Here is a 22975-nt window from a genome sequence, read left to right on the forward strand (position 1 = left end):
AGAGCAGTATTTATGGATTTAATTAGAATACAAAAAGCGCAGTTAGCTTATGGTACGCACCCATTACTTGATGATGCTGATGCAGTGATAGAAAGCGGTGAGCGCGTCTGTATTGTAGGGCGAAATGGGGCGGGTAAATCTACACTTTTAAAAGTACTAGATGGCCAAGTTATTTTAGATGATGGTGAAATTAACCAGCTTGGCGGGATCAAAATATCTCGCTTAGAGCAAGATCCTCCTAAAGGAGCAAATGGCTCAGTATTCGACTATGTAGCACAGGGTATGCCTGATATTGCTAATTTGCTGATTGATTATCATCATGTAAGCACACAGTTACAAACCGATTGTACCGACAAACTGCTAAATAAGCTTGAGCGTTTATCTAACGATTTAGAAGCGTGTGACGGTTGGCGTTTTGATTCGCGTATTCAATTAGTACTAACGCGTTTAGAGCTTAGCCCAGATGCTAAATTAGAGTCGCTCTCAGGTGGTTGGTTGCGTAAAGTTGCTTTAGCACGTGCTCTTGTGAGTGAGCCTGACTTATTGTTACTTGATGAACCAACAAACCATTTAGACGTAGACAGTGTTAAATGGCTAGAACAGTTTTTAAAAGAATTTAAAGGCGGTATTGTATTTATATCGCATGACCGTGCGTTTATCCGTGCTGTTGCAACGCGTATTTTAGATTTAGATCGCGGTAAACTTATCTCTTATCCTGGCGATTACGCGACCTACCTTGAACAAAAAGCGCATGACTTAAAAGTAGAAGAATCACAAAATGCACTTTTTGATAAGCGTTTAGCAGAGGAAGAGGCCTGGATACGCCAAGGGGTTAAAGCCCGTCGTACCCGCAACGAAGGCCGTGTACGTGAACTTAAACAGTTACGTGTTGAGCGCAAAGCCCGTGTAGAGCAAGTAGGTAAAACCGATTTTAATATTGAAACGGCTGACAGATCGGGCAAGCTAGTGTTTGAGGCAAAACACCTTAGCCATGCATTTAAAGATAAAGTGATTGCTAATGATTTTTCTACCCTTGTTATGCGCGGTGACCGCATTGGCTTAGTCGGCCCAAATGGTATTGGTAAAACTACCTTACTTAAACTGCTGTTTGGTGATTTAGAAGCCGATAGCGGTCATGTTAAACAAGGCGTTAATTTAGAATTTGCTTACTTTGACCAATACAGGCAAAAGCTTGATGAAGAGGCCACTGTTCAAGATAACGTTGCCGAGGGTAAACAAGAGGTAATGATGGGCGGGCGTTCTCGTCATGTACTTGGTTACCTGCAAGACTTTTTGTTTCCACCGGCACGTGCGCGTACACCTGTAAAAGCACTTTCTGGTGGTGAGAAAAACAGACTTTTACTTGCAAAACTATTTTTGAAACCCTCAAATATTTTAGTACTCGATGAGCCAACCAATGACTTGGATATTGAAACATTAGAGTTACTCGAAGAAATTATTAATCAGTATCAGGGTACTGTGCTTATAGTAAGCCATGACCGTGAATTTATTGATAATACGTGTAGTAGTGTTTGGGCGTTTGAAGGTGATGGCAAAATAACCGATATGGTAGGGGGTTACACCGATTACCAAGCTTATTTAAGCTATTTAGCCGAGCAGGAAAAACAGCAACAAGCACCAAAAAAAGACGTTAAACCTGCGCCTGTAGCCGCTACAAAGCCTGAAAACAAAAGCACTAAGCTTTCTTACAAATTAAAACTTGAATTAGAGCAACTACCCAATAAAATGGAACAACTTGAAGCCGCTGTAGAAGCGCAGCAAGCTGTAGTGAGCGATCCTGACTTTTTCAAACAAGATAGCGACGTAACCACTAATGCATTGAACTATTTAGCAAAACTTGAGTCTGACCTTGAAGCCGCGTTTGAGCGCTGGGAAGAACTTGAAGAATTACAGAATCAGTAGTAAGGATTAAAATGAAATATAAATTACTCGCTGCCAGTATTTTAGCGACATTGAGTACATCTGCATTAAGTGCAACCTATGAATTAACAGAACTAGGTACTCTTGACGGCGCTAAACATTCTTACGTGACTGACGTAAGCGAAAGCGGGCACATTATTGGTACTGCCAACGGATTGTATAATTTACCAATCGATATTAGCTATATCGACTTTACCGAAAGCGTTATTGAAAATGCGTACGATAGTGAAGAGTACAACTTTGAGCTAAGTGATAAAGAAATTACTTTTACACTTGATGATATAGAAAATAACGATGCGGTTTTTAATAACGCCGATGCCCATTCATTTATGGTTAGCTTTTTAGCTGGCAGACCAACGGATTACGAGTACCAAAAGTTAAGCTCGGTAGTTGGTATCAAGTTTGACGATGGCATAGTTACTGAGCAAATACTGTTTGATGAAGAGTCGGTAGATTACGATGGTTTAACGCGTTCGGTTAGTAACTTTTATAATGCGGTAAGCGAAGATGGCGTGAGCGTTGGTTGGAGTGCAGCTCCATATGATAAAGTTTTATTTACGCCAGATGATGAAGATGAAGAAGAAACATGGTTTACCCATGACTTTATAGAGCGCGGAATAGTTATTTCTGAAGATGGAACGCAAAAGGTTGAGTTAGTTCCAGACTTTGACGATTACGGCGGTACTAGCCGAGCTAACGATATTGTTAAAACAAATGACGGATACACTGTCGTTGGTTATGTTTCAACAGGTATTCCTGAAGATAGGCTTGATAATATTGAAGATAACTGTGATAACGAAGACGAGCCAACCAATACCTGTGTGGAATTATTAAATTCAAGTGTAACCACCGGCGTATTTGATGAGCGCGCGGTAAAATGGGAGCTTGATGAAGCATTTAATATCACTTCTACTGAAATACTTGGCCTTGCCTTAACGCCAGAAGAAGATGATGACTTTGCTTTTACAAGTACCGCTCTTGCGCTAAATAATAATGGCACAGTGGTGGGCTCTTCAAATGCTCGTTACTATAAAAATGACGACACTATTTTAACAATGCCTGTTTATTTTAAAAATGGTGACGTGTTTAATTTTATAGACCAAGAAGATGATTGGCTTTCTGGCAAAGCGCTTGCTGTCAATGACAACGATGTAATTGTTGGTTATGCATCAAAGCGTATTGAAACCACGATCCGTGATCAGTTTTTCTATCATGATATAAGTACTGGCAATACCGTTTTCCCTACCGGTTACTTTAATAGCTCAAGCGCTTATGGTAATGATATTAATAACCAAGGTTATGTTGTTGGTGAAGGCGAGGTAGGCACATCTGAAAACAGCCGTCGTAAAGAAGCGTTTATATATAAAATTGGTGACGATAAAATTACCAATTTAAACGATTTACTACCTTGTTATGAAACAGATGGTGAAACAGACTACGCCTACACAATGGCTGAAGCGAAAGTCATTAATGAAGACAATGAAATTTTTGGTGTAGCTACCAAAACCGTTGAAAAGCGCGATACCTTTGGTAATGTAGAAACCGATATCGAAGGTAATATTGAGTACGAAAGTGTTGCTGTTGCAGTAAAACTAACACCTATTGATGGTGAAGTAGAAGACTGTACACCTATAGAAGAAGAGCTCTATGAAAGAAGCTCAGCAAGCTTCCCTTGGTACACACTGTTATTATTGCCGCTAGTGGGCTTACGCAGAGTATTTAGATTTTAAGCTTTATGCTTTTCATAAAAAAACCAACTTATAAAAGTTGGTTTTTTTTCGTCTATAATAAAGTGCTTGGCGTTAATTAGTTATCTCAATTTGCTTCATTAAGTCATTCTTGAGCACTTTAATCGTTGGCTTTATTACGTATTAGTATTTCGCGCTAACCAGGCTTTGCGCACAGAGCGTCGCCAAATAATATCAATACCTAAATAAGCAATAATTGCGGCAACAGAAGCGCATACCAGTGAGCCAATTAAAAATGCAGGTCCGATGGTAGAAAGGCTTTCTAAGAACCATGCCCAACTGGCTTCAAATGCAAAATGCTGCTCTGGTTGATTTAAAACAAGCGTACCTACAAGGTATGAGCCGTAAAATATTGGCGGCATAGTCAATGGGTTGGTAAGCCACACCAATGCCACAGAGATAGGTAAGTTAACTCTAAATACAATAGCTGCCGCAGCGGCTAAAACCATTTGAAAAGGAACAGGGATGAACGCAAAAAATAAACCCACCGCAAATGCGCCCCTTGCCGAGCGTCTGTTTAAATGCCATAGGTTGGCGTCTTGTAATAGGCGGCCGAATATTCTAAGTGTTTTATGATGCCTAATTTTATTAGGATCAGGTAAAAATCGTTGGATCGTTTTCTTAGGCATTTCAAGCAACCATTTACTTCAGTGTGGATTAGTCTTGGATTTGTAATAGGTTGTATTTCAACCGTATTTTATTATCAAACCCATGAATTTACAGTCATCACAATATCTGTCCTTATTGCGAGCGCCTATTTTAAGCCGTTTTTGAATGTTTTGTTAGGGTTTATTTTAGCTATTTGCTGCATTGTTGTGCACTTTTACCTGTTTTATAGCTATACATTGCCAAATGATGAAAATAACTATGCTTACCCTGCCACAATTCTTGTTGATGAGGTTATCTCTGCAAAGCAACCACAGTATATAAAAGCAACGTTATTAAAGTTAAATGGCGATGAAATACACAAATTTAAAGCACCTAAAGCCATGTTAAATGTCGATTCTGCACAGCTTATTAAGCAGGGCGATACTTTTGAGGCAACAATAGCGCTGAAAAAATTCAGAACAATTAAAAATATCGGTGTGTTTGATAATAATGTGCATGCCTTTAAACAACGCATACTATTTAAAGGCAAAGTACTTAATAAACAATTGCGCATTACTAGCGCGGCTTCACCTTCAATAATTTATAAATACAGGTCGTTTTTAAAACACACTTATCAAAAAACAACGCTTAATTGGCTTTATTATGCATTGCTTAGTGGTGATAAATCACTGATGTCGTTTGAAAATAAACAAACAATGCAAAGTTTAGGGCTCAGCCATTTATTAGCCATTTCAGGGTTGCACATAGGGCTTATATTCAGCTGTTTTTATTTACTGAGTAAGTACACAGCATACATTTTGAAAATTAATGTATTGCAGTCAATTAATTTAACTATTATTTATAGTTTTATCGGCTGGTTAGCGGCATTTATATATGTGTATTTAAGTGAATTTTTACTCTCAGCGACTCGCGCATTTATTATGTTAAGTTGTGTATTAGGTCTTTACTTTATTGCCAAACAGCCACTGCGCTGGCGAAGCATTCTATATGCTTTAGTCGCTGTATTACTCATCAATCCTTTTAATGTTTTAAACCCAGGTTTATATTTTTCTTTTATTGCGGTTGCAATTATTTTCCTTGTTATAAAGCACCTTCCTAAAACTAAATATAATTGGCTTAGCGTGTCTATAGCGCTGTGTATTATTCAGCTTGCTTTATTTATTGGGCTTTTGCCTATTACCCTTATTTATTTTAATGGGGTAAGTATTGCTGGGTTGGTTATTAATTTATTGGCAATTCCATTATTAAGCGTGGCGATCATGCCGCTTTTGCTGCTATTTACGATAATAAGTGCTGTGGTAGATATAACGCCCGTCATTTTATTATTCGATAGTGTACTTATAACATTGTTTAAGTATATGGATGCAATCCCTTGGCATTACAGATGGTTAGATATAGCTAAACCGCCTACATTGTACTTAGTTGCAGCTTATCTATGCATATTAATCGTTTGGTTTAGTCCCTTTAAACGTTTAGCACTCATTCCTCTATGCGTTACATTAATAGATTATCTGTATTTACCAAAACCTCTTTGGCAATTGCATGTGTTTGATGTTGGGCACGGATTAATGACGTTACTCGAAAAAGACAATCAAGCGCTGGTTTACGATTTTGGCCCGAGTTATTTTAACCGTTTTAGCCGTACATACAGTGTGTTAATTCCCTATTTGAAAACACATAACTTAACAGTTAGTGATGCAATAATAAGTCATCAAGACAACGACCATGCAGGGGGCGCAGCACATTTTATTAATGCAGGGTTTGGTGAAAGCTTTAAGCGGTTTCACCCACATGGAATAACCACACAGTGTATGTCTTTAGATTATAACTTTAATGGATTGCGCATTAGCAGCTTTGCTGATAACACATTTAATAACGAAAACGATAATTCGTGTGTGCTTTTAATCAAATCACCCCAACTTACTATGTTGTTAACGGGTGATATTTCTAAAGCACGTGAGCTGAGCCTTATTAAAACTCACTCATTACAAGCCGATGTGATTTTAAGCCCTCATCATGGCAGCGATACGTCTTCAAGCACGGAATTTATCAACCATGTAAATCCGAATACGGTTATTCACTCAACAGCTTTTCAAGGCCAATGGCAATTTCCCAGTGAAAAAGTGGTTTCGCGCTACAAAGCTATAAATGCTAAACAATATGTTACGGCACGTGATGGGCAAATTACGGTAAGTATTTATCAAGATAGCTTTAAAGTGACAACGGCCCGCAAACACGAAAGTTATTGGTTTATAGAAGATTGACGTTTAGTTTTAACGGTTTGAAGGATACAATAAGGGCTGTAATTGTATAACGAGAGTAATATGAGTCAAAGTACTACACAAATTTATAAACGGTTGATTTCTTACGTTGGTGATTATAAAAGCGTTGCCTTCGTCGCTATTATTGGAATGATCGGCTATTCGGGTATGGATGCTTTATTTATTCAATTAATGAAACCCTTTATTGATGAAGGCCTAAACCAACGTAATAACGAAGTGCTAGCTTATGCCCCTTTTGTTGTAATTGCGCTGGTAATAGGGCGTGGCCTGTTTAATTTTATGTCTTCGTATTGCCTAAGCTATGTAGGCTCGCAAGTTGTACGCTCGTTACGCCAGCAGTTATTTGAACACATATTACATTTGCCTGTTTCGTTTCATGATAAAAACTCAACAGGTGATTTAATTTCAAAAATTACTTTTGATACAGAACAAGTTCAGCAAGCAATCACCAAAGCACTGTTAATTGTTGTAAGAGAAGGCGCTTTTGTCGTTTTTCTACTTGCCCTTATGTTTTATACCAGCTGGCAGCTTTCGCTGATTTTTTTAGTGATCATTCCATTAGTGGCAATTATTGTAACGTTTGTGTCTAAACGCTTTCGCCATATTTCAAAAAATATACAGTCTGCAATGGGGCAGGTCACCCGTAGCTCTGAGCAAATGCTAAGTGGACACAAAGTTATTCATGGCTTTGGTGGGCAAAAACAAGAAATCGACCAGTTTTCAAAAATCAATAATCATAATCGCCAGCAACGTATTAAAATGGATGCCACTAAAGCGTTAAGCGTGTCGGTAATTCAAGTGCTTGCAGCAAGTGCAATGGCTGTTATTTTGTGGGTTGTATCTATGCCTTCAATGATAGATACGATCAGCTCTGGCGATTTTATGGTACTCATTTCTTCTATGATGATGCTTTTACGCCCGCTTAAACAATTAGCAAACGTGAACAGTGATATGCAGCGCGGTATTTCTGCAGCGCAAAGTATTTTTTTAGTTTTAGATGAAGAAATTGAAAAAGACAAAGGTACTTACACCGTAGATAAAGTGAAGGGCGAAATTGAGGTTAAAAACGTTACCTTTAAATACCCAACTAAAGATGAAGCTGTTTTAAATAACCTATCAATAAGTATAAAAGCCGGTGAAAGCATCGCGCTTGTAGGGCGCTCAGGCTCGGGTAAATCGACTATTTCTAACTTATTACCGCGTTATTATGATTTAGAAGCACCAAGTGAAATTTTATTAGATGGCGTTGCGCTTGAGAAATATAAACTGGCTGATTTACGCCGCCAGTTTGCCTTAGTATCTCAGCAAGTTGTGTTGTTTAACGACACAATTGCCAATAATATTTGTTATGGTATAAGCCGCGAAATAACACCGCAGCAATTAGAAGAAGTGGTTAAACAAGCTCACGTGTGGGAATTTGTTAAAGACCTACCTGAGCAACTCAATACCATGGTCGGTGAAAACGGGGTGATGCTCTCTGGTGGTCAACGTCAACGTATAGCAATTGCTCGCGCTATATTAAAAGATGCACCTATTTTAATTTTAGATGAAGCAACTTCAGCCTTAGACACAGAGTCTGAAAAACTAATTCAGCAAGCTCTCGATACCCTTATGCAAGACAAAACGTCTATTGTAATCGCCCATCGTCTTTCAACTATTGAGAACAGCGACAAAATATACGTTATTGATGGTGGTCGGGTGATTGAAAGTGGCGATCATCAGAGTTTATTAGCTAAAGATGGTACTTATTCAGCTCTATGTAAAATGCAGTTTGGTGAGCACGGGTGAGTAAAATAGAGCAAAGCTGGTATAAACCATTTAGTTTTATAACGCTAGTTTTACTGCCATTAGCTGCGCTTTTTTGGTTAATTTCAAGTATTAGGAAATGGTTTTTTAAGGTTGGCTTTGCCACGCCTTTTAAAGCTAAATCTAAAGTGATTGTGGTGGGCAATATAAGTGTAGGTGGAAATGGCAAAACGCCATTTGTGTTATGGCTTTACGAATACTTGTCAGAGCAAGGCCTAAAAGTGGGCATTATCAGCCGAGGTTACGGCGGTAAAGCCAACAGCTACCCGCTGGTGGTAGAGCGCGGCGTAACAAGTGCACAAGCTGGTGATGAGCCAATACTTTTATTTAATCGCTTAAAATGTCCACTTGTTGTCGGACCCGATAGAAAAGCCAACATTACATTATTAGAGCAGCAATTTTGTGTGGATGTCATAATCTCAGATGATGGTATGCAGCATTATAAAATGGCGCGCGATATAGAGTGCTGCATTGTTGATAGCCAAAGGCGATTTGGTAATGGCTTTGTTATGCCTGCAGGGCCATTACGTGAAACCACAAACAGATTAAATAGCGTTGATTTAGTGATTGAAAACGGGGGAGATGCATCCCTTAGCTACGTTTTGCAAACTGGTGCACTTAAACACGTTGCTAACAATACCCCTGTGAATAAAACCATTGAAAAAGGCCATGCGGTAAGTGCCATTGGTAACCCACAACGTTTTGAAGATTCATTAAAGGGTCAAAATATTCAGCTGCTTTCAACTCATCATTACCGAGATCACTATGCTTATAGCATGGCTGATTTTACTCAATTTAATGATGACAACATATTAATGACAGAAAAAGATGCAGTAAAATGTAGAGACTTTGCAAAAGATACTTGGTACTACCTACCCGTAAATGCAAAACCTACAGACGCTGTAATACATAAATTAGATTTATTATTAAAACAAAAAGGGATCCTCAATGGCCTTTGATACAAAATTACTTGAAATAATTGCTTGTCCTGTGTGTAAAGGAAAGCTTCGTTTTGATAAAGAAAATGCAGAACTTATTAGTACTGCAGCTAAACTTGCATACCCAGTACGCGATGATATACCGGTACTTTTAGAAAATGAAGCGCGTGAGCTATCTCAAGATGAGGTCGATAAGTGGAATTCGTAGTTGTTATACCTGCACGTTACGCGTCTACCCGTTTGCCTGGCAAACCATTAGCTGACATATGCGGTAAACCTATGATTCAACACGTGTATGAAAAAGCGTGTTTGTCAGGTGCAAGTAAAGTGGTTATTGCAACCGATCATCAAAAAGTTTTTGATGCTGTTAAATTGTTCACAAACGATGTGCTGATGACGCGAGAAGATCATCAATCGGGCACTGAACGTTTAGCAGAGGTTGTTGACCTACTTAAGCTAGACGCAGAAACCCTAGTGGTAAATGTACAAGGCGATGAGCCATTACTTGCCAGCGAAAACGTATCGCAAGTTGCCACTTTACTAAATAATTCAAGCGCGCCAATGGCAACATTAAGTGTAGCCATTGAAGAGCAAGACGAAGTATTTAATCCTAATGCTGTGAAGGTTGTTAGTGATATTAATAAAAATGCGTTGTACTTTTCACGTGCCAGTATTCCGTTTGATAGAAGCGCAATGTTAAATAACGACAGTGTGTTAGATATAACGCCTTTTCAGCGCCATGTGGGTATATATGCTTATCGTGCGGGCTTCATTAAGCAGTATATTGAGCTAAGTATATCGCCGCTTGAAGTACTTGAGTCGCTAGAGCAACTTAGAGTGTTGTACCATGGTTACGCTATCAAAATTGAGCAGGCCAAAGTAACACCACATGCAGGGGTTGATACGCCCGAGGATTTAGAAAAAGTGATTGCCTACCTAAAAGCTAAGCAAGCCTAATAATGGTTAAAAGTGAATTACCCATAGTATTTAGCCACGCTGATTTTTATATATTTGAAAAACCAGCGGGGCTTAATTTTCACTCAGAAGGTGAAAAAGGGTTTGTGGTATTAGCTGAGCAGCAAACTGGCGAAAAATTATTTGCTGTTCACCGCCTTGATAAAGTGACATCTGGCCTTATTATTCTTAGTCGCAATAAAGAAGCTGCTGCTAAATTTACGTCTTTTTTCACTGAGCATGCAATAAACAAGTTTTATTTAGCAATAAGCAATGCTAAACCTAAAAAAAAGCAAGGGTGGGTAAAAGGTGATATGGCAAAGTCTCGCAGGGGCATGTTTAAGCTTTTACCGACCCTGCAAAACCCGGCTATTACCCGCTTTTATTCTTTTAGTTATAAGCCGGGGTTTAGGGCGTATATTTTAAAGCCGTATTCGGGTAAAACCCACCAACTTAGAGTGGCATTAAAAAGTTTAGGGGCGCCAATTTTAGGCGATACACTTTATAGTGGCAGCGCAGCTGAGCGGGCGTATCTTCATGCCTATGCGTTAAGTTTTTTATGGCATGGGGAGCAAATTAATTGCTCTTTGCTACCTACTACGGGTGATGAGTACCAGCAATTAATTAATCATCAAGAATTTCAAGCATGGCAATCGCCGTGGCAACTGGATTGGTAAATGAGCGAAAAAGTAACAGATATTCGTTTTGGCGGGATCAAACGCCTATACGGTAACCAACAATTTGACTGGCTACAACAAGCCCATTTTTGTGTAGTGGGGATAGGCGGTGTAGGAAGTTGGGCCGCCGAAGCTTTAGCACGTACAGGCGTGGGTAAAATCACTTTAATTGACTTAGATGATATTTGCGCGACGAACGTAAATAGGCAAATTCATGCACTTAGCGGCAGTATTGGCCAAGCCAAAGTAGATGCAATGAAAAGTCGCTGCGAACTGATAAACCCAGAGTGTAAAGTAACTGTGATAGATGACTTTATTACTCTTGAAAATATTCGTGAGCATATTCAAGGTTTTGATTACGTCATTGACTGTATTGATGCAGTTAAAGAAAAAGCAGCGCTTATTGCTCATTGTAAGCGCAATAAAATGCCTATTATTACTACTGGCGGCGCGGGTGGGCAAACTGATCCTAGCCAAATAACATTTGGTGATGTGGCTAAAACCACGCAAGATCCGCTACTTGCTAAAGTGCGTTATATTTTACGCAAACAATATAATTTTAGTAACAACCCTAAACGCAAATTTAATATTGATTGTGTGTACTCAACTGAGCAACTTGTCTACCCAGGCAGTGATGGCAGTGTATGCCATGCTAAACAAAATGCTGATGGTACAATGAATATGGATTGTAATAACGGGTTTGGCTCGGTAACTATGATCACCGGAAGTTTTGGCTTTTTTGTAGCGGCTAAAGCGGTACGTAAATATTTAGATAAAAAACAGCGTTTACAACAAGCTCAATAGTTTAATTGAGCTTGTTAGTTGCCATGCTTTGAATTGCCTCGACCATTGCTTTAATTCCGTTCCCTCGAGATGCACTAAGGTGTTTAATTAAGCCTAATTTTTCAAATTCGTCATACGCATTAATATTCACGACTTCTTCAGGTGTTAAGCCATTATAAAGCGCTAAAATTATCGCTAATAAGCCTTTTACAATGCGAGTGTCTGAATCGCCAATAACCACTAAACGATTCTCGCTATCGTCAAACTCCATAAACATCCACACTTTGCTCTCACACCCTGGCACAAGCGCGTCATCGGTTTTAAGTACATCCGCTAAAGCGGGAAGTGTTTTGCCCAGAAGCATTATTTCGCGATATTTATGCTGCCAAGATTGCGCCTGCTGTATAGGTTTTACTACGTTTTTAAACGTATTTGTCATGAGTTATCCTAAATTAGTCTAATAATTCAATCGATTCTTTCAAGGCATTGATGAAATTATCAACATCTTGATGGGTATTATAAAATGCAAAGCTTGCTCGAACAGTGCCTTTTACTCCTAAATGGTGCATTAATGGTTGCGTACAATGGTGTCCACTGCGCACTGCAATACCAAATCCGTCAAGCAAAGTTGCCAAATCGTAAGGGTGTTCACTTTTATAATTAAAACTAAGGGTGCCAATATTATTGTTTAGGTCGCTATAAATAGTAATTCCGTCAATTTTACTCAACTGTGTGGCTGCATAGTTAAAAATAGCCTGCTCATGGCGCTGTAACTGTTCTATGTTTAGGGCTGATAAATAATCAATTGCTGCACTAAAGCCAATGACGCCGGCTATATTTGGGGTGCCGGTCTCAAATTTAGCAGGAGCGTCTCTGTAGGTGCTTTTTTCAAGCGTTACAGTATCTATCATCTCACCACCCGTTTGATACGGGGTAAGCGCATTAAGTAATTCATAGCGACCATATAAGCCCCCTACACCCGTAGGGCCAAGCATTTTATGCGCTGAGAATACATAAAAATCGCATCCAAGCTGCTTTAAATTAGGGCGTAAATGCATGGCTCCTTGTGCGCCATCAACAACAACTAACGTGCCGACTGCTTTCGCTGCAGTTATTAATGGGCCTAAATTGGTAATATTACCTAATGCGTTAGACGCTTGGCTGATACACAGCACCTTTGCTTTAGTATGCGTGATCATGTCTATACAGCGCGCTATATTAAACGTCGCGTTTTGCTCAAGGGGGAGTGCAGATAGCGTAGCCCCGGTATTTTGCGTTAATACCTGCCAAGGTACAATATTAGCGTGGTGCTCAAGGGGTGTAATTAAAACCGTATCTTCACCAGTAATTTGCCTTTGTAGACCATGAGCAAGTAAATTTAGCGCTTCTGTCGCGCCTTTTGTCCAGACGATTTCTTTAGCATTTACGTTAAAGTAATCAGCTGTTTTTAATCTTGCTTCTTCATATTGTTCTGTAGCGCGCTCGCTTAAGGTGTGCCGGCCTCTGTGAACGTTTGCGTTGCCTAAATTATAAAAACGAGTGGTTGCATCAATAACGCTTTGTGGCTTTTGCGACGTTGCGCCAGAGTCTAAATATACTAAAGGGTTGCCATTAAGGGTTTGGTTTAGAGTAGGGAAGTCGTTGCGGATTTTTGTTATATCAAACTCTTGAGAAGGCATGGCTATTCAACATCTATAAATTTAGGCAGGAATTGTAATCGGTTTCATAAAATTGACAAGCAAAGCACACAAAAAAGGCCGCAAAAGCGGCCTTTTTTAACTAACTAAGCTTAGCGCTTGTCAGTTGATACGAAGTCACGTTGAGTGTAACCAGTATACATTTGACGAGGGCGGCTGATCTTATGACCAGGTTGAGATAGCATCTCATCCCAGTGAGTGATCCAACCAACAGTACGTGCCATTGCAAAAATTACAGTGAACATGCTTGTTGGAATACCAATCGCTTTTAAAATAATACCTGAGTAGAAATCAACGTTAGGGTAAAGTTTCTTCTCTACAAAGTATGGGTCTTCAAGGGCAATCTGTTCAAGCTTCATTGCAATATCAAGAAGCGGATCTTGAATGTTAAGCTCTTCTAATACTTCGTGACACGTTTGACGCATTACTGTAGCGCGTGGGTCGAAGTTTTTGTAAACACGGTGACCAAAGCCCATAAGACGGAACGGATCAGACTTATCTTTTGCTTTTGCTACGTACTCATCAATACGGTCAACAGAACCAATCTCTTCTAACATGTTTAAACATGCTTCGTTAGCACCGCCGTGAGCAGGGCCCCAAAGAGATGCGATACCCGCTGCAATACATGCATATGGGTTAGCGCCTGAAGAACCTGCTAAACGTACTGTTGACGTTGAAGCGTTTTGCTCATGATCAGCATGAAGCATGAAGATTTTATCCATTGCTTTAGCTGTCACAGGGTTAACTTTGTATTCTTCAGCCGGTACAGAGAACATCATGTGTAAGAAGTTTTCTGCGTAGCTTAAATCGTTACGTGGGTAAACAAACGGTTGACCAATGTTTGTTTTGTACGCCATAGCTGCAATAGTCGGTAATTTAGCCACAAGTTTAATAGCGCTTGTTTTACGTTGGCTTGCATCAGTAATATCAAGATCTTCGTGGTAAAAAGAAGATAATGCGCCTACTACACCACATAGCATTGCCATTGGGTGAGCGTCGAAGCGGAAACCTTGGAAAAAGTTAGCAATTTTCTCATCAAGCATGGTGTTATGCGTGATTTCTTTTGCAAATGCATCGTATTGCTCTTTAGTTGGTAACTCACCGTTTAATAGTAAGTAACAAAGCTCGATGTAGTTAGAGTCTTCAGCTAATTGCTCAATTGGGTAACCACGGTGAAGTAATACACCTTTACCACCATCAATGTAGGTGATTGCAGATTCACAAGAGCCAGTCGACATGAAACCTGGGTCATAAGTAAAGTGACCGTGTGAACCTAACGTACGTACGTCGATCACATCTTGGCCAGCAGTGCCTTGATAAATTGGAAGTTCGATTGGATCTAGTCCATCAATATGGACTGTGGCTTTTTTATCTGCCATCTATGTATCTCCTATTAAGATATCTATTCTGATTTTTAGATTTTTAAAGTTCTGAAATCTTGTTTTAAGCACATCTTCGCATTTTAACGTGAAAGAGGGGGTTAAAGTCAATTTTTATAAACATTATGCATATATGTATAATAAATATTCGGTATTAATTAAATATTATACTATCGGCTAATTCGCAAACGTCTCTAACTAAACAAGAATTGTAAAACAACCTTTGGGTATATATACTATCGGAGGTTTTAAACCGCTTTGTATTTAGGTAAACATATTTTTACAGCGTAATTTTTGCAGATTTGTGAACTTTTGCTGTATTGACACGTTTACTTTGATAGTTCCACCAGAAATTTTGGTGGGTTTTAGAAAAACAAGTAGATGAGCTCCAATGTGAGCAAGATGGGCAAGTAACTGTGAAAAAGCAAAGACCTGTAAATCTAGATCTAACAACTATATCTATGCCGGCAACGGCTAAAGCATCAATCTTTCACCGCGTCACCGGTGTTGCATTATTTTTTGCTTTAACGTTTGTCATTTGGGCTTGGTCTGAGTCTCTTTCTTCAGCTGAAGGTTTTGAATTCGTCAAGGGTCTGTTTAGCGGATTCATTGCCAAATTCATAGCTTGGGGCACACTTTCTGTATTGGGTTATCACCTTATTGGTGGTATCCGTCACATCATTATGGATATGGGCCACTGGGAAGAACTTGAATCAGGTAACCTTAGCGCTAAAATTGCAATGGCACTTGGCGTTGTATTTGCCGTACTGGCAGGGGTGTGGATATGGTCTTAAATCAAGCAACTCTTAAACGTGATGGTGTACAAGATTTCGTATCTTTACGTACCACGGCACTAGTAATCACCGCATACGCGATTTTTATTATCGGCTATTTTTTAGCAACGCCAGAAGTCACTTTCGAAGCCTGGACAGGCCTATTCTCTAATCTAGCAATGAAGGGTTTTACACTTATTACTCTTGTATGCATGATGGTTCATACCCGCATTGGCCTTTGGCAAGTTTTAACGGATTACGTTAAAAACGCTAAACTACGCGCTGTTTTAGGCTTTGTATTAAACCTGATGGCCGTTGCTTACGTAGCTATTGGTCTAATCGTTTTATGGGGTGTTTAAGTGAAATATTCTGTTCGTGAATTTGACGCCGTAGTAATTGGTGCAGGTGGTGCTGGTATGCGCGCCGCTCTTGCCATTACCGAATCTGGCAAAACGTGTGCATTAATATCTAAAGTATTCCCAACCCGCTCACACACTGTATCTGCACAGGGTGGTATTACAGTAGCGCTAGGTAATTCACACGAAGACAACTGGGAATGGCATATGTACGATACCGTTAAAGGTTCCGATTTTATCGGTGACCAAGACGCTATCGAATACATGTGTCAAACAGGCCCAGAAGCTATTACTGAATTAGAAAACATGGGTTTACCATTTTCTCGTTTTGAAAATGGCCGTGTTTACCAACGTCCTTTCGGTGGTCAATCGAAAAACTTTGGTGGTGAACAAGCTGCACGTACCGCAGCAGCTGCTGACCGTACTGGTCATGCTTTATTACACCTTCTATACCAACAAAACGTTAAAAACCAAACTAATGTATTCTCTGAGTGGTATGCACTAGATTTAGTTAAAAACGACAATGGCGATGTAGTAGGCTGTACAGCAATTGAGATTGAAACAGGTGAAATCACTTTCTTCAAATCAAAAGCTGTTGTACTTGCAACCGGCGGTGCTGGTCGTATTTTCGCATCAACAACCAATGCTCACATTAATACGGGTGATGGTGTTGGTATGGCCGCTCGTGCAGGCGTTGCTATGCAAGATATGGAAATGTGGCAATTCCACCCAACGGGTATTGCAGGCGCTGGTACACTTGTAACGGAAGGTTGTCGTGGTGAAGGTGGTTATCTTTTAAATAAAGATGGCGAACGCTTCATGGAACGTTATGCACCAAACGCTAAAGACTTAGCGTCTCGTGACGTTGTAGCACGTTCAATGATGACTGAAATCCGTGAAGGCCGTGGTTGTGATGGTCCTTGGGGTCCACACCTTAAGCTGAAACTTGACCACTTAGGTGAAGAAACGCTTAACTTACGTCTACCAGGCGTATGTGACCTTGCTAAAACTTTCGCACACGTTGACCCTGCTAAAGAGCCAATTCCAGTAATACCAACTTGTCACTACATGATGGGTGGTGTTCCAACTAACGTAAATGGTCAAGCGCTACAAATCGATGCTAACGGCAACGAAAAAGTAGTAGAAGGCTTATTTGCAGTAGGTGAAATTGCCTGTGTATCTGTACATGGTGCAAACCGCCTAGGTGGTAACTCATTACTTGATTTAGTTGTATTTGGCCGTGCTGCGGGTAACTTCCTAGGTAAATACCTAAACGAAGTTGAAATTACTAAAGCACCGACAGCATCTGATATTGACGCGTCTCTTGCACGCTTTAACCGTTGGGAAAATTCAACGGCTGGCCAAGGTGAAGACCCAGTTCAAATCAAAAAAGACCTACAACAATGTATGCAGCTTAACTTCTCGGTATTCCGTGAAGGTGAGTCTATGGCGACAGGTCTTAAAGAGCTTAAAGAAATTCGTGAACGTCTGCAGCATGCACGTCTTGATGATAAATCATCAGACTTCAACACGCAGCGTATCGAATGTCTTGAACTAGACAACTTAATGGAAACAGCTTACTCAACTGCAGTAGCTGCAAACTTCCGTACTGAAAGCCGTGGTGCACACTCTCGCTTTGACTACCCAGATCGTGATGACGAAAACTGGTTATGTCACTCAGTATTCAATCCGGTAACGGATGAAATGAGCAAGCGTGACGTAAACTACGCGCCTAAGACGCGTGAAGCGTTCCCACCTAAAGCACGTACCTACTAGGAGCGAGACGATGGCACAAGTACAATTTTCAGTTTATCGTTACAATCCGGATGTTGATAACGCACCTCGTATGCAAGAATATACTTTGCAAACAGAGGAAGGTCAGGACATGATGGTATTGGATGCACTTTTATTATTAAAAGAGCAAGATCCAACATTATCATTCCGTCGCTCATGTCGTGAAGGCGTGTGTGGCTCTGATGGCGTTAACATGAATGGTAAAAATGGTTTAGCATGTATTACACCATTATCTACGCTGCAAAAAGGCGGCAAAGGTACTATTGTAATTCGTCCTTTACCTGGCTTACCTGTGGTACGTGACCTTGTTATTGACATGAGTCAGTTCTACACTCAGTACGAAAAAGTTAAACCATACCTAATTAACGATCAGCCAGCGGCTGGTGAGCGTCTTCAATCTATTGAAGAACGTGATAAATTAGATGGACTTTACGAGTGTATTTTATGTGCATGTTGTTCTACATCGTGTCCTTCGTTCTGGTGGAATCCAGACAAGTTCATTGGTCCAGCAGGCCTTCTTCATGCTTACCGTTTCTTGGCAGATAGCCGCGATACGGCAACTGAAGAACGTTTAGCAGACTTAGACGATGCGTTCAGTGTGTTCCGTTGCCACAGTATCATGAACTGTGTTAGCGTTTGTCCTAAAGGTCTTAACCCGACCAAAGCAATTGGACAAATTAAATCTATGTTATTAAACCGCGCGGTTTAATCACTTAGTAACGTAAGATGGCTAATATTTTTATTAGCCATCTTGTTATGACAACTATTAATTTCTGCGCTAAAGAAAAGGGCTTATAAATGCACGAAGGTGTGATGAAGGCATGGCTAGAATCTTCACATTTAAACGGCGGCAACGTTGCTTATGTAGAAGAGCTTTATGAAGCGTATTTAGATGATGCGACTTCTGTGCCAGAAGAATGGCGAGAAGTGTTCGAACAATTACCAAAAGTAGATGGTGTGGATGTTGAAGTAAAGCATTCAGAAGTTCGTTCACAGTTTGCGGCGCTTGCTAAAAACAAGCATAGAGAGGTAGTGGTAGCAGAGGGTAGTGGCGGTGACCTTAAACAGGTTAAAGTACTACAACTTATTAATGCTTTCCGCTTTCGAGGACACCAAAATGCTAACCTAGATCCATTAGGCATTTGGCAACGAGAGCGTGTTCGAGATTTAGAGCTAGAATACCACGACTTATCTAAAGCTGATTTTGACCGCGAATTTAACGTAGGATCGTTTGCCGTAGGCCGCGATACTATGCCTTTAGGTGAACTATACCAGGCACTTAAAACCACCTATTGTGGTTCTATTGGTGCTGAGTATATGCACATCACATCAACAGAAGAAAAGCGTTGGTTACAACAGCGTTTAGAATCTGTTCAATCACGACCTACTTTTTCTAAAGAAGAAAAACTGCGTATCCTTAAAGGATTAACCGCAGCAGATGGTCTTGAAAAATATTTAGGTGCAAAGTTCCCTGGTGCTAAGCGTTTCTCACTTGAAGGTGGTGATGCGTTAGTTCCTATGCTTAAAGAACTTATTCACCGTGCCGGCGAAAGCGGGCAAAAAGAAGCAGTTATTGGTATGGCCCACCGTGGTCGCTTAAACGTACTAGTTAATGTGTTAGGTAAAAACCCATCTGAGTTATTCGATGAGTTTGCTGGTAAACACAAAGACACGTTAAGCTCTGGTGACGTTAAATACCATATGGGTTATTCATCTGACTTTGCGACCAAAGGTGGCAATGTTCATATGGCACTTGCGTTTAACCCTTCTCACCTAGAAATTGTTAATCCTGTGGTTATGGGCTCAGTAAGAGCACGTTTAGACCGTTTAGGTGACAGTTCAGGTAGCAAAGCATTACCTATTACTATCCACGGTGACTCAGCGATTACAGGCCAAGGTGTTGTACAAGAAACATTTAATTTGTCGCAAACAAATGCCTTCTCATGTGGTGGTAGTATCCGTATTGTTGTAAATAACCAAGTTGGTTTTACAACCTCAAAACAAGACGACGTACGTTCTACAGATTACTGTACTGACATTGCTAAAATGGTTCAGTCACCAATCTTCCACGTTAACTCTGATGACCCTGAAGCCGTTGCATTTGTTACACAACTTGCACTTGATTTTAGAAACCAGTTTAAACGTGACGTAGTAATCGATTTAGTATGTTATCGCCGCCATGGTCATAACGAAGCTGATGAGCCTAATGCAACACAGCCTCTTATGTACCAAAAAATTAAAAAGCATGCGGTTCCGCGTTTAATTTACGCTGATCAACTTATGTCTGAAGGCTCATTCACTGAGAGTGAAATTAAAGCATTAGCTGATGAATACCGTAACGGCTTAGATGAAGGTAACTGTGTTGTTGAAGAAATTCAGCCAGAAACTTCGCACTCATCTGATTGGGCAAAATATGTTGGCCATGAGTGGAATGTTGAGTACGACGCAAGCGTACCGGTAGATAAGCTAAAAGCACTTGGCGAACAAGTTGCGCAGTTCCCTGAGCAATATAAAGCACAGTCTCGTGTTAAAAAGATTTACGATGACCGTAAGCTTATGGCAAGTGGCGAAAAACCACTAGATTGGGGTATGGCTGAAACACTTGCTTATGCAACAATTGCCTCTGAAGGCACAGATATACGTTTAACTGGCCAAGACTCAGGGCGTGGTACTTTCTTCCACCGCCATGCTGTAGTACATAGCCAGTCAGATGGTTCAACTTACTTACCTCTTCAAAATTTAAGTGAAGACCAAGGTACTTTTGAAGTATTTGATTCTGTTTTATCAGAAGAAGCGGTACTTGCTTTTGAATATGGTTATGCAACAGCTGAACCTACATCATTAGTCCTTTGGGAAGCCCAGTTTGGTGACTTCGCAAATGGTGCACAAGTCGTATTTGACCAGTTCTTAAGCTCTGGTGAGCAAAAGTGGGGCCGTTTATGTGGCTTAACATGTTTGCTTCCGCATGGTTATGAAGGTCAAGGCCCAGAGCATAGTTCTGCACGTTTAGAGCGTTTCTTACAGCTTTGTGCCGATCACAACATGCAAGTGTGTGTTCCTTCAACACCTGCACAAGTTTACGCTATGCTACGTCGTCAATCAGTTAGACCACTTCGTCGTCCATTGATTGTAATGACACCAAAATCACTACTTCGTCACCCACTTGCGGTATCTTCACTTGAAGAACTTTCACAAGGTGTATTCCACAATATGATCGACGAAATCGATGATATTAACCCTGAGAAAGTAGAACGCGTAGTATTTTGTAGTGGTAAAGTTTACTACGAACTATTACAAGAGCGTCGTAAGCTTGAGCAAGACAACATTGCGATTGTACGTGTGGAGCAGTTATACCCGTTCCCACATGCAGAAATGGACACGATTATGGAACGTTACCAACACGTTACTGATTTTGTTTGGTGTCAAGAAGAGCCACAAAACCAAGGTGCTTGGTACTGTTCGCAACATCACTTTATTGATGCAATCCCACAGGGTGCTAAATTGACTTACGCAGGGCGTAAGGCGTCGGCATCTCCAGCATGTGGTTACATGTCAGTACATACTAAAGAACAACAAGCGCTCGTTGCAGACGCGCTTACTATACAAAAGAAAGGATAAGCAATGAGCACAGAAATTAAAGTTCCTGTTCTTCCTGAGTCGGTTGCAGATGCTACCGTTGCTACATGGCATGTAAGTGTAGGCGACAAAGTAAGCCGTGACCAAAACTTAGTAGACATTGAAACAGATAAAGTGGTTTTAGAAGTGGTTGCACAAAATGACGGTGTAATTACTGAAATATCACAAGAAGAAGGTGCAACGGTACTTGGCGACCAAGTTATCGGTTTACTTGGTGATGCTGATGCAGCACCAGCACCAGCACCAGCAAGTGACAGTGCTCCGGCTAAAGAAGAAGCCGCACCTGAAAAATCAGAAGACGCGCCTGCGGCGCAATCAGCTCCAGCATCAGAAGGTAAAGAAGTGGACATTAAAGTACCTGTACTTCCAGAATCAGTTGCAGACGCAACAATTGCTACATGGCATGTACAACCAGGTGAAGCGGTAACTCGCGACCAAAACTTGGTAGATATTGAAACTGATAAAGTTGTTCTTGAAGTAGTAGCTCAAGAAGACGGTATCATGGGCGAGCAACTAAACGCAGAAGGCGATACTGTACTTGGCGAACAAGTTATTGGTAACGTTAAAGCGGGCGGCGCTCCAGCGGCACCTGCAGCTAAAGCAGAGGAAGCGCCTGCTGCAAGTGAGTCTAACGATAGCTCAGATGTGTTAACGCCGTCTGTACGTCGTTTAATCGCTGAAAAAGGGCTTGATGCGTCTAAAATTAAAGGCACAGGTAAAAACGGCCGTGTAACTAAAGAAGACGTTGATACTTTCTTAAAAGCACCTGCTCCAGCTGCTAAAAAAGAAGCTGCTTCAGCACCTGCTGCACCGATTGGTGACCGTACACAAAAACGTGTACCAATGACGCGCCTACGTAAAACTATTGCTAATCGTTTATTAGAAGCGAAAAACTCAACAGCAATGTTAACTACATTTAACGAAGTAAACATGAAACCTATCATGGACCTTCGTAAGCAGTACCAAGAAGTATTCGAGAAGCGTCACGGTATTCGTTTAGGCTTTATGTCTTTCTACGTGAAAGCAGTAACTGAAGCACTTAAGCGTTTCCCTGACGTAAATGCATCAATTGATGGTGACGACATTGTTTACCACAATTACTTTGATATCAGCATCGCTGTATCTACACCACGTGGTTTAGTTACACCAGTACTTAAAGATTGCGACAAGCTATCTGTTGCTGAAATCGAGAAAGGTATTCGTGAATTAGCCCTTAAAGGCCGTGACGGTAAACTAACACTTGACGATATGACAGGTGGTAACTTTACCATTACTAACGGTGGTGTATTTGGTTCGTTACTTTCTACACCTATTATTAACTTACCACAGTCATCAATCTTGGGTATGCACAAAATCCAAGAGCGACCTATGGCTGTAAATGGTAAAGTTGAAATTCTTCCTATGATGTATTTGGCACTATCTTACGATCATCGCCAAATCGATGGTAAAGAATCTGTTGGTTTCTTAGTGACTATTAAAGAGTTACTTGAAGATCCAACTCGCTTATTACTGGATGTTTAATCGAGTAGTATGAAATATAAGCTGTGAATGACAATTCACAGCTTTTTTTTTGCGCCTTTGGTGTTACTGGGGTTTTCATGT

19 protein-coding genes are annotated in these 22975 nt (G+C 40.5%); 15 read left to right on the plus strand and 4 right to left on the minus strand.

Going from position 1 to position 22975, the window contains the following annotated elements; all coding sequences use genetic code 11:
- Positions 1-12 precede the first annotated feature (12 nt).
- The gene (gene uup / locus CWB60_RS14045; RefSeq protein ID WP_096041651.1) at positions 13-1923 is read left to right on the plus strand and encodes an ATP-binding cassette ATPase Uup; all 1911 of its coding nucleotides are present in this window, start codon (positions 13-15) and stop codon (positions 1921-1923) included.
- A gap of 11 nt (positions 1924-1934) precedes the next feature.
- Positions 1935-3671, plus strand: coding sequence for a DUF3466 family protein (locus tag CWB60_RS14050; RefSeq protein WP_004586697.1), 1737 nt, complete (start codon positions 1935-1937; stop codon positions 3669-3671).
- A 134-nt stretch (positions 3672-3805) separates the two neighbouring features.
- On the opposite strand, the gene CWB60_RS14055 is transcribed toward CWB60_RS14050, so the two are convergent.
- Positions 3806-4318 carry a DUF2062 domain-containing protein gene (locus tag CWB60_RS14055; RefSeq protein ID WP_024033538.1) on the minus strand — a complete coding sequence of 171 codons (513 nt, stop codon included), beginning with the start codon at positions 4316-4318 and terminating at the stop codon, positions 3806-3808.
- Between CWB60_RS14055 and CWB60_RS14060 the strand changes: the two genes are divergently transcribed.
- Genes CWB60_RS14060 through tcdA form a run of 7 tightly spaced genes read left to right on the plus strand, consistent with a single transcriptional unit; the run spans position 4298 to position 11759 of the window.
- Positions 4298-6562: a DNA internalization-related competence protein ComEC/Rec2 gene (locus tag CWB60_RS14060; protein ID WP_138576514.1), complete on the plus strand. Its 2265-nt coding sequence runs from the start codon at positions 4298-4300 to the stop codon at positions 6560-6562. The genes CWB60_RS14055 and CWB60_RS14060 overlap by 21 nt on opposite strands.
- A 60-nt stretch (positions 6563-6622) precedes the next feature.
- Positions 6623-8368, plus strand: coding sequence for a lipid A export permease/ATP-binding protein MsbA (msbA, locus tag CWB60_RS14065; protein WP_138576512.1), 1746 nt, complete (start codon positions 6623-6625; stop codon positions 8366-8368).
- Positions 8365-9345: a tetraacyldisaccharide 4'-kinase gene (gene lpxK, locus CWB60_RS14070; RefSeq protein ID WP_138576510.1), complete on the plus strand. Its 981-nt coding sequence runs from the start codon at positions 8365-8367 to the stop codon at positions 9343-9345. Before msbA ends, lpxK begins: the two co-directional genes overlap by 4 nt.
- Positions 9335-9532, plus strand: coding sequence for a Trm112 family protein (locus CWB60_RS14075; protein ID WP_004586692.1), 198 nt, complete (start codon positions 9335-9337; stop codon positions 9530-9532). Before lpxK ends, CWB60_RS14075 begins: the two co-directional genes overlap by 11 nt.
- Complete coding sequence (kdsB, locus tag CWB60_RS14080) at positions 9520-10281, plus strand: 3-deoxy-manno-octulosonate cytidylyltransferase (RefSeq protein WP_138576508.1); 762 nt, start codon at positions 9520-9522, stop codon at positions 10279-10281. The genes CWB60_RS14075 and kdsB overlap by 13 nt, the downstream gene beginning before the upstream one ends.
- A 2-nt stretch (positions 10282-10283) precedes the next feature.
- Positions 10284-10955, plus strand: a complete 672-nt coding sequence (locus CWB60_RS14085) for a TIGR01621 family pseudouridine synthase (protein WP_138576506.1) — start codon at positions 10284-10286, stop codon at positions 10953-10955.
- Positions 10956-11759 carry a tRNA cyclic N6-threonylcarbamoyladenosine(37) synthase TcdA gene (gene tcdA, locus CWB60_RS14090; protein WP_004586689.1) on the plus strand — a complete coding sequence of 268 codons (804 nt, stop codon included), beginning with the start codon at positions 10956-10958 and terminating at the stop codon, positions 11757-11759.
- 1 nt (position 11760) lies between these two features.
- Here tcdA and CWB60_RS14095 read toward each other — a convergent pair whose 3' ends face one another.
- From CWB60_RS14095 to CWB60_RS14105, 3 genes are all read right to left on the minus strand, one after another.
- The gene (locus CWB60_RS14095; RefSeq protein WP_138576504.1) at positions 11761-12177 is read right to left on the minus strand and encodes a SufE family protein; all 417 of its coding nucleotides are present in this window, start codon (positions 12175-12177) and stop codon (positions 11761-11763) included.
- Between the two features lie 13 nt (positions 12178-12190).
- Positions 12191-13417 carry an aminotransferase class V-fold PLP-dependent enzyme gene (locus tag CWB60_RS14100; RefSeq protein ID WP_138576502.1) on the minus strand — a complete coding sequence of 409 codons (1227 nt, stop codon included), beginning with the start codon at positions 13415-13417 and terminating at the stop codon, positions 12191-12193.
- A gap of 110 nt (positions 13418-13527) precedes the next feature.
- Positions 13528-14814, minus strand: coding sequence for a citrate synthase (locus CWB60_RS14105; RefSeq protein WP_004586686.1), 1287 nt, complete (start codon positions 14812-14814; stop codon positions 13528-13530).
- A gap of 416 nt (positions 14815-15230) precedes the next feature.
- Between CWB60_RS14105 and sdhC the strand changes: the two genes are divergently transcribed.
- The 6 genes from sdhC (at position 15231) to odhB (ending at position 22894) form a co-directional block, all read left to right on the plus strand.
- Positions 15231-15608: a succinate dehydrogenase, cytochrome b556 subunit gene (sdhC, locus tag CWB60_RS14110; protein ID WP_084554498.1), complete on the plus strand. Its 378-nt coding sequence runs from the start codon at positions 15231-15233 to the stop codon at positions 15606-15608.
- Positions 15599-15946 (plus strand): succinate dehydrogenase, hydrophobic membrane anchor protein, encoded by a 348-nt coding sequence (gene sdhD / locus CWB60_RS14115; RefSeq protein WP_004586684.1) that lies wholly within the window; start codon positions 15599-15601, stop codon positions 15944-15946. Before sdhC ends, sdhD begins: the two co-directional genes overlap by 10 nt.
- Positions 15947-17719 carry a succinate dehydrogenase flavoprotein subunit gene (gene sdhA, locus CWB60_RS14120; protein WP_004586683.1) on the plus strand — a complete coding sequence of 591 codons (1773 nt, stop codon included), beginning with the start codon at positions 15947-15949 and terminating at the stop codon, positions 17717-17719.
- Between the two features lie 10 nt (positions 17720-17729).
- Positions 17730-18446 (plus strand): succinate dehydrogenase iron-sulfur subunit, encoded by a 717-nt coding sequence (locus CWB60_RS14125; RefSeq protein WP_004586682.1) that lies wholly within the window; start codon positions 17730-17732, stop codon positions 18444-18446.
- Positions 18447-18535: 89 nt separating this feature from the next.
- Positions 18536-21355, plus strand: coding sequence for a 2-oxoglutarate dehydrogenase E1 component (locus tag CWB60_RS14130; protein ID WP_004586681.1), 2820 nt, complete (start codon positions 18536-18538; stop codon positions 21353-21355).
- 3 nt (positions 21356-21358) lie between these two features.
- Positions 21359-22894 (plus strand): 2-oxoglutarate dehydrogenase complex dihydrolipoyllysine-residue succinyltransferase, encoded by a 1536-nt coding sequence (odhB, locus tag CWB60_RS14135; RefSeq protein WP_138576500.1) that lies wholly within the window; start codon positions 21359-21361, stop codon positions 22892-22894.
- Positions 22895-22975 lie beyond the last annotated feature (81 nt).

It is taken from the genome of Pseudoalteromonas sp. S327, from assembly GCF_005886415.1.
Classification (GTDB): domain Bacteria; phylum Pseudomonadota; class Gammaproteobacteria; order Enterobacterales; family Alteromonadaceae; genus Pseudoalteromonas; species Pseudoalteromonas atlantica.

Excerpts from the sequence above, each read along its gene's own strand:
- CWB60_RS14130 (WP_004586681.1), top strand. The coding sequence starts at position 18,536 with ATGCACGAAGGTGTGATGAAGGCATGGCTAGAATCTTCACATTTAAAC.
- sdhD (WP_004586684.1), top strand. The coding sequence starts at position 15,599 with ATGGTCTTAAATCAAGCAACTCTTAAACGTGATGGTGTACAAGATTTC.
- uup (WP_096041651.1), top strand. The coding sequence starts at position 13 with ATGGATTTAATTAGAATACAAAAAGCGCAGTTAGCTTATGGTACGCAC.
- msbA (WP_138576512.1), top strand. The coding sequence starts at position 6,623 with ATGAGTCAAAGTACTACACAAATTTATAAACGGTTGATTTCTTACGTT.
- CWB60_RS14075 (WP_004586692.1), top strand. The coding sequence starts at position 9,335 with ATGGCCTTTGATACAAAATTACTTGAAATAATTGCTTGTCCTGTGTGT.
- odhB (WP_138576500.1), top strand. The coding sequence starts at position 21,359 with ATGAGCACAGAAATTAAAGTTCCTGTTCTTCCTGAGTCGGTTGCAGAT.
- CWB60_RS14055 (WP_024033538.1), bottom strand. The coding sequence starts at position 4,318 with ATGCCTAAGAAAACGATCCAACGATTTTTACCTGATCCTAATAAAATT.
- CWB60_RS14100 (WP_138576502.1), bottom strand. The coding sequence starts at position 13,417 with ATGCCTTCTCAAGAGTTTGATATAACAAAAATCCGCAACGACTTCCCT.
- tcdA (WP_004586689.1), top strand. The coding sequence starts at position 10,956 with ATGAGCGAAAAAGTAACAGATATTCGTTTTGGCGGGATCAAACGCCTA.
- CWB60_RS14105 (WP_004586686.1), bottom strand. The coding sequence starts at position 14,814 with ATGGCAGATAAAAAAGCCACAGTCCATATTGATGGACTAGATCCAATC.
- CWB60_RS14085 (WP_138576506.1), top strand. The coding sequence starts at position 10,284 with ATGGTTAAAAGTGAATTACCCATAGTATTTAGCCACGCTGATTTTTAT.
- CWB60_RS14050 (WP_004586697.1), top strand. The coding sequence starts at position 1,935 with ATGAAATATAAATTACTCGCTGCCAGTATTTTAGCGACATTGAGTACA.
- CWB60_RS14095 (WP_138576504.1), bottom strand. The coding sequence starts at position 12,177 with ATGACAAATACGTTTAAAAACGTAGTAAAACCTATACAGCAGGCGCAA.
- CWB60_RS14125 (WP_004586682.1), top strand. The coding sequence starts at position 17,730 with ATGGCACAAGTACAATTTTCAGTTTATCGTTACAATCCGGATGTTGAT.